General features: G+C 52.1%; 11 protein-coding genes and 1 tRNA gene. 8 read left to right on the top strand and 4 right to left on the bottom strand.

Annotated elements, in window-relative coordinates; genetic code table 11:
• Positions 1 to 2 precede the first annotated feature (2 nt).
• From T495_RS0112660 to T495_RS0112635, 6 genes are read left to right on the top strand one after another with little or no spacing between them, the layout of a single operon-like run.
• A complete protein-coding gene (locus tag T495_RS0112660; RefSeq protein WP_033148955.1) occupies positions 3 to 1,682 on the top strand; it encodes a sodium:solute symporter in 1,680 nt (559 codons plus the stop codon).
• Positions 1,683 to 1,695: 13 nt separating this feature from the next.
• Positions 1,696 to 2,370, top strand: a complete 675-nt coding sequence (locus T495_RS0112655; protein WP_033148954.1) for an NUDIX domain-containing protein — start codon at positions 1,696 to 1,698, stop codon at positions 2,368 to 2,370.
• Between the two features lie 5 nt (positions 2,371 to 2,375).
• Positions 2,376 to 3,086, top strand: coding sequence for an L-ribulose-5-phosphate 4-epimerase (locus tag T495_RS0112650; RefSeq protein ID WP_028904426.1), 711 nt, complete (start codon positions 2,376 to 2,378; stop codon positions 3,084 to 3,086).
• A gap of 18 nt (positions 3,087 to 3,104) precedes the next feature.
• The gene (gene araA / locus T495_RS0112645; RefSeq protein WP_028904425.1) at positions 3,105 to 4,643 is read left to right on the top strand and encodes an L-arabinose isomerase; all 1,539 of its coding nucleotides are present in this window, start codon (positions 3,105 to 3,107) and stop codon (positions 4,641 to 4,643) included.
• Between the two features lie 23 nt (positions 4,644 to 4,666).
• On the top strand, positions 4,667 to 6,253 hold the full coding sequence (locus tag T495_RS0112640; RefSeq protein ID WP_033148953.1) for a xylulokinase: 1,587 nt from the start codon (positions 4,667 to 4,669) through the stop codon (positions 6,251 to 6,253).
• 15 nt (positions 6,254 to 6,268) lie between these two features.
• On the top strand, positions 6,269 to 7,861 hold the full coding sequence (locus T495_RS0112635; protein WP_033148952.1) for an alpha-N-arabinofuranosidase: 1,593 nt from the start codon (positions 6,269 to 6,271) through the stop codon (positions 7,859 to 7,861).
• Positions 7,862 to 7,897: 36 nt separating this feature from the next.
• Here the strand turns inward: T495_RS0112635 and T495_RS0112630 are convergent, their stop codons facing one another.
• The 3 genes from T495_RS0112630 to T495_RS0112620 form a co-directional block, all read right to left on the bottom strand.
• Entirely contained in the window at positions 7,898 to 8,788 is an 891-nt protein-coding gene (locus tag T495_RS0112630; RefSeq protein ID WP_033148951.1) for a cation diffusion facilitator family transporter, read from the bottom strand.
• A 99-nt stretch (positions 8,789 to 8,887) separates the two neighbouring features.
• Positions 8,888 to 8,970 (bottom strand) — tRNA-Tyr (locus T495_RS0112625).
• A 53-nt stretch (positions 8,971 to 9,023) separates the two neighbouring features.
• Positions 9,024 to 9,788, bottom strand: coding sequence for an amidohydrolase (locus T495_RS0112620; protein WP_033148950.1), 765 nt, complete (start codon positions 9,786 to 9,788; stop codon positions 9,024 to 9,026).
• A 143-nt stretch (positions 9,789 to 9,931) separates the two neighbouring features.
• Between T495_RS0112620 and T495_RS0112615 the strand changes: the two genes are divergently transcribed.
• Both T495_RS0112615 and rpiB read left to right on the top strand, forming a co-directional pair.
• The gene (locus tag T495_RS0112615; RefSeq protein ID WP_033148949.1) at positions 9,932 to 11,944 is read left to right on the top strand and encodes a transketolase; all 2,013 of its coding nucleotides are present in this window, start codon (positions 9,932 to 9,934) and stop codon (positions 11,942 to 11,944) included.
• Between the two features lie 49 nt (positions 11,945 to 11,993).
• On the top strand, positions 11,994 to 12,440 hold the full coding sequence (gene rpiB / locus T495_RS0112610) for a ribose 5-phosphate isomerase B (protein WP_028904622.1): 447 nt from the start codon (positions 11,994 to 11,996) through the stop codon (positions 12,438 to 12,440).
• Between the two features lie 87 nt (positions 12,441 to 12,527).
• On the opposite strand, the gene T495_RS0112605 is transcribed toward rpiB, so the two are convergent.
• Positions 12,528 to 13,661 (bottom strand): transglycosylase SLT domain-containing protein, encoded by a 1,134-nt coding sequence (locus tag T495_RS0112605; RefSeq protein ID WP_028903680.1) that lies wholly within the window; start codon positions 13,659 to 13,661, stop codon positions 12,528 to 12,530.
• Between the last annotated feature and the right edge of the window lie 35 nt (positions 13,662 to 13,696).

The raw sequence follows: 13,696 nt of genomic DNA, 5'->3' as shown, positions 1-13,696 counted from the left end.
AAATGGCATTATTAGACTGGATTGTCATCGGTGCTTTCTGTTGTGCACTGATTGGCATTGTATTATGGGTTATTTCTCAGAAGAACAATAACTCAGCAGATTATTTCTTAGGTGGTAAGGATGCAACATGGATAGCCATCGGTGCATCAATCTTTGCTTCAAACATTGGTTCAGAACACCTGATTGGCTTGGCCGGTGCCGGTGCTTCATCAGGTATGGCTATGGCCCACTGGGAGATTCAGGGATGGATGATCCTGATCTTAGGTTGGGTGTTTGTACCATTCTACACCCGTTCGATGGTTTATACCATGCCAGAGTTCCTGGAGCGTCGCTACAACACACAGAGCCGTACCATCCTCTCGGTGATCTCACTGATCTCTTATGTGCTCACCAAGGTAGCCGTAACAGTTTATGCAGGTGGTCTGGTATTCCAGCAGGTATTCGGTATCGAGCAGCTCTGGGGTATCGACTTCTTCTGGATTGCAGCTATCGGTCTGGTAGTTATCACCGCTATCTACACCATCTTTGGTGGTATGAAGAGCGTGCTCTACACTTCGGTTCTGCAGACTCCTATCCTGCTGCTCGGTTCACTCATCATCCTGGTACTTGGTTTCAAGGCCCTGGGCGGATGGGACGAGATGATGGCTGTTTGCGGTGCTGTTGACGCTAACGAATATGGCGACAAGATGACCTCACTCATTCGCGATAACCGCGATGCCAACTATCCTTGGCTGGGTGCCCTCATCGGTTCTGCCGTTATTGGTTTCTGGTATTGGTGTACCGACCAGTACATCGTTCAGCGTGTACTCTCTGGAAAGGATGAGAAGGAAGCTCGTCGTGGTACCATCTTCGGTGCTTATCTGAAGTTGCTGCCCGTATTCCTGTTCCTGATTCCTGGTATGATTGCCTTCGCCATGAGCACCAAAGGCATCACCCTGCCAAACGGTGAGGTATTTGTACTGAGCACACCCGATGCAGCCTTCCCTACCCTCGTAGCTAAGTTGCTGCCTGCAGGTGTTAAGGGTCTGGTAGTTTGTGGTATCCTGGCTGCCCTGATGTCTTCTTTAGCATCTCTGTTCAACTCTTCAGCCATGCTGTTCACCATCGACTTCTGGAAGCGTCTGCGTCCTGAGACTCCTGAGAAGCAGCTGGTTCGTATCGGACAGATTGCAACTGTAGTTATCGTGATTCTCGGTATCCTGTGGATTCCCATCATGCGTTCGGTAGGTAACGTACTCTACAACTATCTGCAGGATGTACAGTCAGTACTGGCTCCTGGTATCGCTGCCGCCTTCCTGCTGGGTATCTGCTGGAAGCGTGCATCTGCCAAGGGTGGTATGTGGGGATTGCTCTCTGGTATCATCATCGGTTTGACACGTCTGGGCGCTAAGGTTTACTACAGCAACGCCACCGATGCAGCCGACAGCTGGTTCAAGGCTGTATTCTACGACTTCAACTGGTTGTTCTTCTGCGGTGTCATGCTGATTGTATGCTGCCTGGTTGTAATCGTTGTATCTCTGCTGACAGAGGCTCCCGACGAGAAGAAGATTCAGGGTCTGGTATTCGGAACTTCTACCCCCGAGCAGATTGAAGCCACTCGCAAGAGCTGGAATAAGTGGGATGTATTCCACACCATCGTTATTCTTGGCTTTACCGTAGCATTCTACATCTATTTCTGGTAAATCATAGCAATATATGACATATTATCATGAACATTCCAAAGTCTGGTTGTCGGTCGACTGTATCATCTTCGGTTTCGATGAGAACAAGCTGAAGATTCTGATCGGTCGCCGCAACATGGACCCAGGACGTGGCGAATGGAGCCTCTACGGAGGCTTCGTTTCCGCCAACGAGAGCGTTGACGAGGCAGCCTCACGCACCCTCTTCGAACTCACGGGTCTTCGTAATCTCTACATGCGCCAGATAGGTGCCTTCGGTAATGTAGACCGCGACCCGGGTGAGCGTGTGGTATCTATCGCCTATTACGCCCTTATCAATGCCAATGACTACGACGACAAATTGCGTAAAGAACACGGACTGGAGTGGGTAAACATCGACGAGATGCCACAACTCTACTCCGACCATAATGAAATGGTAGCCAAGGCACGCAAGATGATGAAACAAAAGATGGCACACGAACCGGTTGGTTTCCGCTTACTGCCCAGCCTGTTCACCCTCACCCAGCTGCAGCGACTCTATGAGGCTGTATATGGTACCGAGCTCGACAAACGTAACTTCCGCAAACGTATTAAAGAGATGGACTTCATCGAGAAGACGGAGCTCATCGACAAGAAGAGTTCTAAGCGTGGTGCTTATCTTTACCGATTTAATAATAAAGCTTACAACGAAGATTCAAATTTCAAATTGTAATAACTATGTTAGAAGAATTAAAAGAAAAAGTATTCAAGGCCAACTTAGACCTTGTAAAGCAAAACCTGGTAATCTTTACCTGGGGCAATGTTTCAGGTATCGACCGCGAAAAAGGGCTCGTTGTCATCAAGCCCTCAGGTGTTGACTACGACGTTATGAAGGCTTCTGATATGGTAGTTGTCGACCTCGAAAGCGGTAAGGTTGTTGAAGGCGACCTCAACCCCTCGAGCGACACCCCTACCCACTTGGTATTATATAAGGCATTTCCCAACATCCAGGGTGTGGTTCACACCCACTCTACCTATGCCACAGCTTTCGCACAGGCCGGCCGCGATATCCCCAACATCGGCACTACTCACGCCGACTATTTCTACAAGGATATCCCCTGCACCCGCGATATGACCGAGGCTGAGGTAAAAGGCAACTACGAGTTGGAGACCGGCAATGTGATTGTCGATGAGATTCTGAACATCCGTAAGATCAATCCCGACCACACACCTGCCGTATTGGTTAAAAACCACGGTCCCTTCTCATGGGGAACTTCTCCCGACAACGCTGTTTATAACGCCAAGGTCATGGAGCAGTGTGCCAAGATGGCCTTCGTAGCCTTCTCAGTAAACCCAAGCCTCACCATGAATCCACTGCTGATAGAAAAACACTATATGCGTAAACATGGTCCAAACGCTTACTACGGACAAAAAGGACAGAAACATTAATCAGTAATAACAATGAGTATGAAAGCATTTGATAATTACGAAATTTGGTGGGTGACCGGTGCTCAGCTCCTCTACGGAGGCGATGCAGTCATTGCAGTCGACAGTCACTCAAAGGAGATGGTAGAAGGTCTGAACGCCTCTGGCAACATCCCCGTTAAGATTGTTTATAAAGGTACAGCAAATAGCAGCAAGGAGGTTGAGCAGGTGATGCTCGCTGCTAATAACGACGAAAAGTGTGTAGGTATCATCACTTGGATGCACACCTTCAGTCCTGCCAAGATGTGGATCAAGGGTCTACAGCAGCTGCAGAAGCCTTTGTGCCACTTCCACACCCAGTATAACGCCGAGATACCCTGGAACGACATCGACATGGACTTCATGAATCTGAACCAGAGTGCTCACGGCGATATCGAGTTCGGACATATCTGTACGCGTATGCGCGTAGCCCGCAAAGTGGTTTGTGGTTATTGGAAGGACGCGAAGGCTCAGAAGCAGATTGCCGTATGGGCTCGCGTAGCCGCTGGTGTGGCTGATGCTCACAACGTACGCTGCTTGATGTTCGGTATGAACATGAACAACGTTGCCGTTACCGATGGCGACCGCGTTGAGTTCGAGCAGCGTCTGGGCTATCATGTTGACTATTACCCTGTATCTTCTCTGATGGAGTACTTCAAGCAGGTAACCGATCAGGAGGCCGACGAGCTCGTTGAGGAGTACAAGAAGCTCTACACCATCAAGATCGACGAGAGCGGCGAGCAGGTTTACTGGGAGAAGGTGAAGAATGCTGCCAAGGCCGAGATTGCCCTGCGCCGCGTACTGAAGGACGAGGGCGCAACTGCCTTCACCACCAACTTCGACGACTTGGGCGATGCTAACATCGACGATCCTAACTTCTGCGGTTTCGACCAGATTCCTGGTCTCGCTTCACAGCGCCTGATGCAGGAAGGTTATGGTTTCGGTGCCGAGGGCGACTGGAAGACAGCTTGCCTCTATCGCACCCTGTGGGTTATCCAGCAGGGCATGCCTACCGGCTGCTCATTCCTTGAGGACTACACCCTCAACTTTGCTGGCGACAAGAGTTCTTGCCTGCAGAGCCACATGCTCGAGGTTTGTCCGCTGATTGCTACCGACAAGCCCAAGCTCGAGGTTCACTTCCTGGGCATTGGTATCCGCAAGCAGCAGACCGCCCGTCTGGTATTCACCTCAAAGACCGGCGCTGGTATCAAGGCTACCGTTGTTGACCTGGGTAACCGTTTCCGCCTGATTTCTCAGGAGGTAGAGTGCATCGAACCACAGCCCATGCCAAAACTGCCTGTAGCTTCAGCACTCTGGGTTCCACAACCCACATTCGAGGTTGGCGCTGCCGCATGGATCCTGGCTGGTGGTACTCACCACAGCGCTTTCTCTTACGATATCAACGAGGAGTACTGGGAGGACTTTGCTGAGATGACCGGTATCGAGTATGTCCGCATCAACAAGCAGACCAACATTGCCGACTTCAAGCAGCAGCTCCGTAACAACGAGGTTTACTACATGTTGAACAAAGCACTTCGTTAATTGAAAATTGACAATTGACAACTATGACAGCAAAAGAAACTATACAAGCAGGTAAAGCCATTCTCGGTATCGAGTTTGGCTCTACCCGTATCAAGGCCGTCCTCATCGACGAGGACAACGAGCCCATTGCACAGGGCTCACACGAGTGGGAGAATCAGTTGGTAGATGGTCTCTGGACCTACTCTACCGAGGCTGTTTGGTATGGTCTGCAGGACTGCTATGCCGATCTCCGCAAGGACGTGTTAAAGCAGTACGACTGCGAGATTGAGAGTCTGGCTGCCATCGGCTTCAGTGCCATGATGCACGGCTACATGGCCTTCAACAAGGACCAGCAGATTCTGGTTCCCTTCCGCACATGGCGTAACACCAACACCGGTAAGGCAACTGCCGAGCTCTCTCAGCTCTTCAACTACAACATCCCCCTGCGCTGGAGTATCAGCCACCTCTACCAGTGCATCCTCGACAACGAGGAGCATGTTTCCGACATCAAGTATCTGACCACTCTGGCAGGTTATGTTCACTGGCAGGTAACAGGCGAGTTCGTACTGGGTGTAGGCGATGCTTCAGGTATGATTCCCGTGGATCCCGTAACCAAGACTTACGATGCCGAGATGGTTCGCAAGTTCGACGAGCTCATTGCGCCTAAGGGCTTCGCTTGGAAGTTGCTCGACATTCTGCCCAAGAGCTTGAATGCAGGCGAGAACGCCGGTTTCCTCACTCCCGAGGGTGCTAAGAAACTCGACGTTTCCGGTCACCTGAAGGCAGGTATCCCCGTTTGTCCTCCTGAGGGCGACGCTGGAACAGGCATGGTAGCAACCAACGCTGTCAAGCAGCGCACAGGTAACGTATCGGCCGGTACTTCTTCATTCTCTATGATTGTATTGGAGAAGCCACTCTCTAAGCCTTATGAGATGATCGATATGGTGACCACACCCGACGGTTCACTCGTAGCCATGGTTCACTGTAACAACTGCACCAGCGACATCAATGCCTGGGTAGGCCTGTTCAAGGAGTACCAGCAGCTGCTGGGTGTTCCCGTTGATATGAATGAGCTCTACGGCAAGTTGTTCAACAAAGCCCTCGAAGGCGATACCGACTGCGGTGGCTTGATGGCCTACAACTACGTTTCCGGTGAGCCTGTAACAGGTCTGGCTGAAGGACGTCCCATGTTCGTTCGCTCTGCTGGCGATAAGTTCAATCTCGCCAACTTCATGCGCGCTCACCTCTATGGTGCTATCGGTGTGCTGAAGATTGGTAACGACATCCTGTTGAAGGAGGAGAAGATCAAGGTTGACCGTATCACCGGTCATGGTGGTTACTTCAAGACTGCCGGTGTAGGTCAGCGCATGCTGGCTGCCGCCCTTAACTCACCTATCTCGGTGATGGAGACAGCAGGCGAAGGTGGTGCCTGGGGTATTGCCCTGCTGGCTGGCTACCTGATTAAGAAGAACGGCAAGAACCTGGCCGACTACCTCGAAGAAATTGTCTTCGCAGGCAATACCGGTCTCTCTATCGCTCCTACTGCCGACGACGTAGCAGGTTTCGAGAAGTATATCGAGAACTACAAGCGCTGTCTCCCCATCGAGCAGGCCGCTGTAGATAATAAGTAAGATTTCAACAACGACATGAAGAAAGTTATTCTAACCGCGACTATCGCACTGGCTTTTGCCGCATCGGCATCAGCCGCAGAAAATGTGAAAGCTACGGTTCATGCCGATCAGGCAGGAGCCAAAATTAACCGTGAGATCTATGGTCAGTTCTCAGAGCACCTCGGCAGCTGTATCTACGGCGGTCTCTGGGTGGGCGAGAACTCACAGATCCCCAACATCAAGGGTTACCGCAAGGATGTGTTCGAGGCTTTGAAAGCCCTGAAGATTCCCGTAATGCGCTGGCCTGGCGGCTGCTTTGCCGACGACTACCACTGGATGGACGGTATCGGTCCTAAGAACCAGCGTCCTTCTCTGCGTAACAACAACTGGGGCGGCACCATCGAGGACAACTCGTTTGGTACCCACGAGTTCCTGAACCTCTGCGAGATGCTCGGATGCGAGCCCTATATCTCTGGTAATGTAGGTTCTGGTACCGTAAAGGAGATGGCCCAGTGGGTTGAGTACATGACCAGCGATGGCGATACACCTATGGCACGTCTGCGCCGCCAGAACGGTCGCGACAAGGCCTGGAAGGTGAAGTACTTCGGTATCGGTAACGAGGCATGGGGCTGCGGTGGTAACATGCGCCCGGAGTACTATAGCGACGAGTATCGCAAGTTCAACACCTACCTGCGCAATCAGGGTGGCAACCAGCTCTACCGTATTGCCTCGGGTGCCAGCGACTACGACTACAACTGGACCAAAGTGCTGATGGATCGTATCGGTGGTCAGATGCAGGGTATCTCTCTGCACTACTACACCTGCACCGGTTGGAATGGTCCTAAGGGGTCTGCCATCAACTTCGATACCGACCAGTACTACTGGGCACTCGGTAAGTGCCTGGAGATCGAGGAGGTTATCAAGAAGCACAAGGCCATCATGGACGAGAAGGATCCTAAGAACACCATCGGTCTGCTCGTTGACGAGTGGGGTACCTGGTGGGACGAGGAGCCCGGCACCATTCCTGGTCACCTGTACCAGCAGAATGCCCTGCGCGATGCTTTCGTAGCTGCCTTGAGTCTCAACGTATTCCATAAGTACACCGACCGTGTAAAGATGGCCAATATCGCTCAGGTAGTTAACGTTCTGCAGTCGATGATCCTCACCGATCAGGAGGGTACAGGCCACATGGTACTGACACCTACCTACTGGGTATTCCAGATGTACACCCCGTTCCAGGAGGCAACCCATCTGCCTGTCGACCTGCCTACAGAGACTGTACAGTGCAGCACCGACTACTGGAAGAAGAAGCAGGACACCAAGGACAACTCTACCCGTCCCTGCCCACTGCTCTCTGCCTCGGCTGCCAAGACTAAGGACGGCAGCATCGTGCTTGCTCTGACCAACGTCAGCCTCGACAAGGCACAGACCATCGATTTCAACTTCGCTGGTTTCAATGCCAAGCAGGTAAGCGGTCGCATCCTCACTTCGAAGAACGTAGCCGACTACAACGATTTCAAGAATCCTGATGTTGTAGCCCCCACCGACTTCAAGGATGCAAAATTGAAGAAAGGTGTTCTCACCGTGAAGATCCCCGCTAAGTCGATTGTTGTTCTGAACATCAAATAAAAAAGATGCCCCGCCGGTTGGCGGGGTTCTTTTTTTCTATTGCTCTGATATCGGTTCTACGTGTACGGCAATGTGAGTATCCGGCCCGTAGTGCTGCCGCAGTATATCTTCCACCTCCGAGGCCTTATCGTGTGCTTCACAGAGTGTCATCTGCCCATCCATCAGCACATGCAACTCGATGGCATAATGATTTCCCAATCGTCGGGTACGCAACTCATGAGGCTCAGTTACGCCAGGCACCGAGGCAGCCAGCTGCAGTATCTCATCCTCCACGGCATCGGGTAGCGACTGCTCCATCAGGTCGCCGATACCATTGCGCAACAGGTCGATAGCCACTTTTGTGATAAACAGACCCACGATAACCGACGCTATCGGATCGAGCACCGTCCAGCGCTGACCTAAGAAGATAGCCCCACCTATACCAACAGCCGTACCTACCGACGAGAGCGCATCGCTGCGGTGATGCCAGGCATTAGCCTCTACCGCCTGCGAGTTCAGCTTACGAGCCTCCCGCATCGAGTAATGATACACCGCCTCCTTCAGCACTATCGACAACAGCGCTGCCCATAGGGCCAACAGGCCCGGCGCCTTGAGTTCTACCCCTTGTGCCCAGGCAATAATCTCAGAAAGTCCGCTATACACAATGCCGATAGCTACTATCAGGAGTGCTATGCCGATAATGGTCATGGCCAGCGTCTCGAACTTTCCGTGTCCGTAGTCGTGCGATTTGTCTTTCGGTTTGCCGCTGATGTGTACAAACACCAGCACGATGATATCCGTTACAAAGTCCGACAGCGAGTGTACAGCATCGGCCACCATAGCTGCACTGTGGCCCACAATACCAGCCACAAACTTGAAGAGCAGCAGCACCACATTCACGGCACCACCCACCATCGTCACCCGATATATCTCCTTATTTCTATCCATTTGCTGGCAAAGGTAAACAAAAAAAAGCGAATACGCCAAGATTTTCCGCTTTTTTGTTGCGAGAAACAAAAAAGCCCACCTGTTGGTGAGCTTTTTCTGTGGGTGCTGATGGATTCGAACCACCGAAGTCGAAAGACAGCAGATTTACAGTCTGCCCCATTTGGCCACTCTGGAAAACACCCTTGTTTTGAAATCGGGTGCAAAGGTACACATAATTTTTGAGTTGAACAAATTTTTAGGCAGAAAAATTATCCGCATCGTCCAAAACGGGGAATTTTTCACGGAATCGGCGCAGTTCATCCATGTTCAACTCAGCCGTAACTACCTGTTCTGCAGCAGATGTGCACTCGGCAACCGTACGTCCATAAGCATCGATAACCACCGAATCGCCAACATAATTGCATGCCTGATCGCTGCCCACGCGGTTCACACCTACCACAAAGCACTGGTTCTCGATGGCACGTGCTTTCAACAATGTCTGCCATACATCACGACGCTTGTCAGGCCAGTTGGCCACATAGATCATGGCATCGTAGTCGCCACGGTTGCGCGAGAACACAGGGAACCGCAGATCGTAGCACACCTGCAGCAGGAACCTGACACCCTGCCACGCAACCACCACACGCCTGTCGCCAGCCACATAATCCCGGTTTTCGCCAGCATAGGCAAACAGATGGCGCTTGTCGTAGAAATCGAACGTGCCATCGGGACGGACAAAGTAGAGCCGATTGCGCAGCTGTCCCAGCTCATCCACCATTGCCACACTACCGGCAACAGCCGCATGGAGCCGCGCTGCCTGATACTTCATCCATGCCAGAACCTGTTCCGCTTGTTTGCCAGCTTGCGCTGTCGCCCCCTCTGCCATAAACCCGGTAGCAAAGGTTTCTGTCAAGACATATAGACCGGCCCCTGATGGCTCTCCAAGCAGCTCATCAAGGTGTTTCAGGTTCCATTTCAAGTCATCACAACGGATGGTATGTTGTACAATTGACACTTTCATAACAACACATTACTTTATTATATGTTGCAAAGATATATCATTTTTCTAACATTGGGTACAATTTATCAAGAAACCAGCACTTAATTCGAAGTTTTTTTGTACCTTTGCGGCAAAAATTTACGTTTTTCAATTAATTATTCATTATGAACGACAACAAAGTTATGAACATGGCAGCGGATAATATCCGTATCCTTGCTGCTTCGATGGTTGAAAAAGCAAAGTCGGGTCACCCCGGCGGTGCTATGGGTGGTGCAGATTTCATCAACGCCCTGTACAGTGAGTTCCTGGTTTACGATCCCGAGAATCCCGCCTGGGAGGGTCGCGACCGCTTCTTCCTCGATCCAGGTCACATGGCTCCTATGCTCTACAGCCAGTTGGCTCTTATTGGCAAATATACCCTCGAGGATCTGAAGAACCTTCGCCAGTGGGGTTCAGTAACTCCTGGTCACCCCGAGCGCGAGATTGAGCGCGGCATCGAGAACACCTCTGGTCCTCTTGGTCAGGGTCACTGTTTCGCAGTAGGTGCTGCTATCGCCGCTAAGTTCCTGAAGGCTCGTCTGGGTAATGTCATGAACCAGACCATCTACGCCTACATCTCTGATGGTGGTGTACAGGAGGAGATTTCACAGGGTGCTGGTCGTATTGCTGGTAACCTGGGACTCGACAACCTCATCATGTTCTACGACGCTAACGATATTCAGCTCTCTACCAAGACCGAGGTGGTTACCTCTGAGGATACCGCCAAGAAGTACGAGGCATGGGGCTGGTTTGTACAGAAAATCGACGGTAACGATGTTGACCAGATTCGCGAGGCCATCAAGAAGGCTCAGGCCGAGAAGGATCGCCCATCACTCATCATCGGTCACTGCGTAATGGGTAAGGGTGCCCGTAAGGCTGACAACAGCTCTTACGAGAGCAACTGCGCTACTCACGGTGCTCCTCTCGGTGGCGATGCTTACATCAACACCATGAAGAACCTGGGTGCCGATCCCGAGAACCCATTCCAGATCTTCCCCGAGGTTCAGGAGATGTACGCTAAGCGTGCCGAGGAGCTGAAGAAGATTGTAGCAGAGCGCTATGCCGAGAAGGCAGAGTGGGCAAAGGGTCACCCCGAGCAGGCCAAGCAGCTTGAGGAGTGGTTCAGCGGTAAGGCTCCTGTTATCGACTGGAGCAAGGTTGAGCAGAAGGCAGGTGCCGCTACACGTGGTGCCAGTGCTACTGTACTGTCAGCTCTCGCTGAGCAGGTGCCCAACATGATCTGTGCTTCGGCCGACCTTTCTAACTCAGATAAGACCGACGGCTTCCTGAAGAAGACTCACGACCTGGTTCGTGGCGACTTCAGCGGTGCCTTCTTCGAGGCTGGTGTAGCCGAGCTCACCATGGCTTGCTGCTGCATTGGTATGGCTCTGCACGGTGGTGTTATCCCCGCTTGCGGTACCTTCTTTGTATTCTCTGACTACATGAAGCCCGCCGTACGTATGGCTGCCCTCATGGAGCTGCCCGTTAAGTTCATCTGGACTCACGATGCCTTCCGTGTAGGTGAGGATGGTCCTACCCACGAGCCTGTTGAGCAGGAGGCACAGATCCGCCTGATGGAGAAGCTGAAGAACCACCACGGCAAGAACTCTGTATTGGTAGTTCGTCCTGCCGATGCCGAGGAGACCACCGTTTGCTGGCGCATGGCTATGGAGAATGTCGATACCCCAACAGCCCTGATCTTCTCTCGTCAGAATATCGATATGCTGCCCGAGGGCAACGACTACAACCAGGCCACCAAGGGTGCTTACGTTGTAGCTGGTAGCGACGAGAACTTCGACGTTATCCTGCTGGCTTCAGGTTCTGAGGTTTCTACTCTCGAGGCTGGTGCTAAGCTGCTCCGCGAGGACGGTGTAAAGGTTCGCGTGGTTAGCGTTCCTTCTGAGGGTCTGTTCCGCAGCCAGAGCAAGGAGTATCAGCAGAGCGTACTGCCCGCTGGTGTTAAGAAGTTCGGTCTCACCGCAGGTCTGCCCGTAAACCTCGAGGGTCTGGTAGGTGCCGACGGTACTGTATGGGGCTTGGAGAGCTTCGGTTTCTCTGCTCCTTACAAGGTGCTCGACGAGAAGCTCGGCTTCACCGGAGAGAATGTATATCAGCAGGTTAAGAAATTACTTGCTTAATTAATAACAAGGCACGGATTCAGGTCCGTGCCTTTTAAAATTTAAGACTATGGAAGTAAAAAAAGTAGGAGTAGCTTGCGATCATGCAGGCTTCGCTTTAAAGCAGTTTGTGCTCCAGTACCTGGAGGAGAAGGGTTACCCCTTTAAGGACTATGGTACATGGAGCGATGCCAGTGTTGACTATCCTGACTTCGGACACGCACTGGCCGAGGGTATCGAGAGTGGCGAGGTTTATCCCGGTATTGCCATCTGTGGCAGTGGCGAGGGTATCTCCATCACCCTGAACAAGCACCAGCAGGTGCGCGCCGGACTGTGCTGGATTCCTGAGATTGCACATCTCATCCGTCAGCACAACGATGCCAACGTACTGGTAATGCCAGGTCGTTTCATCGACAACAACATGGCTCGTAAGATTATGGACGAGTTCTTCACCGCCAGCTTCGAAGGTGGCCGCCACCAGAAGCGCGTTGATAAGATCGCGATTAAGTCAAAATAAAAGCTCGCTTTCATTTTCGAACGTGAGCGATCTCGACCGAAGGTCAAGATCCCCGTACAGAAAAAACCCCTCGGCAATTGCCGGGGGTTAATTTTTGATATCATACTTTCCTTTTCGCTGTTCGGCTTTTCGGGGCTTGCCTACCCCGTGGAATCCCATGTGAGGCGTCTTCACACCCTGATAGCCCGCATGGCGCTGTCGGATGCGCTGCACGTAATCCACCGTCTCCGATCCACGCATGTAACCATATTTCACGATAGGATCATTGTAATACCGAGGCTGTGCCAGCTTCAGCACATAGGGCGCCACCTCGCTCCAGCGGTGCGGATTCCTACCGTCGCGCTTAGCCAGATTCATGGCATCGCGTATATGGTGCGCACCACCGTTGTAACTGGCCAGAACAAAGTTGGTTCGCTCGTACTGGTCGCGCACATCCGAGAAGGTTTTCTGCAGTTGTCCGATATATTTCACCGCCGCACGTATGTTAGCCTCGGGCTCGTACAACTGACTGCGCGGCACACCCAGATGGTCGGCAGTACCAGGCATGATCTGCATCAGCCCCTTGGCACCGGCAAACGATACGGCACGTGGGTCGAAGGTCGACTCCTGATAACACTGGGCAGCCAGCAGGCGCCAGTCCCAACGGATATCGCGGGCATACGTCATGAAATAGCTGTCGTAGTGCGAGATGATACCGCCCTTGGCATCGAGCATGGGCGAGAAGATTCGGCGATGCACCTTGCGAACCGTCAGCAGGTCGTTCTCCTCCTTCTGTACGGCAGCTATCAGCGCGGGGCGATACCAGCCCTGCAACTCCTTAGCCAGATCGTTCTTGGCCGTATCGGCATCGATATGTCCGGGTGTGGGCCACGCCACGATATCCACCTCGCCTTCAGCAAAACGTTTTACCAACTCCATACTGTCGCGATACACCTCCACACGCAGTCGCACACCCAGCGAATCGGCGAAACGCTGACAAATCAGGAACTGCGTGCCCAGGTACTTGCCATGATACTCGTAGTACGTCTGCGGACCGCTGATGGTGGCCATAATCAGTTCGCCACTGGTCTGGATGTCGTGCAGGTCGAACTCGTCCGAAACCGAAACGGTATCATCAATCACACCCCAGGGTGCCACAATGGGTTCGTGCTTCTTCTCGAAACACGACACCAGCGAAAGCAAAAGCGCCCCGAAACCGACATATTTATACCATTTTTGCATCAATCTGCACCATTTTGTTAGTAAAAACGGTGCAA

The organism is Prevotella sp. P6B1 (genome assembly GCF_000702825.1).
Lineage (GTDB): Bacteria > Bacteroidota > Bacteroidia > Bacteroidales > Bacteroidaceae > Prevotella.
The sequence above is the reverse complement of the archived record's forward strand: the minus strand, read 5'-3'. Positions and strand labels throughout refer to the sequence as shown.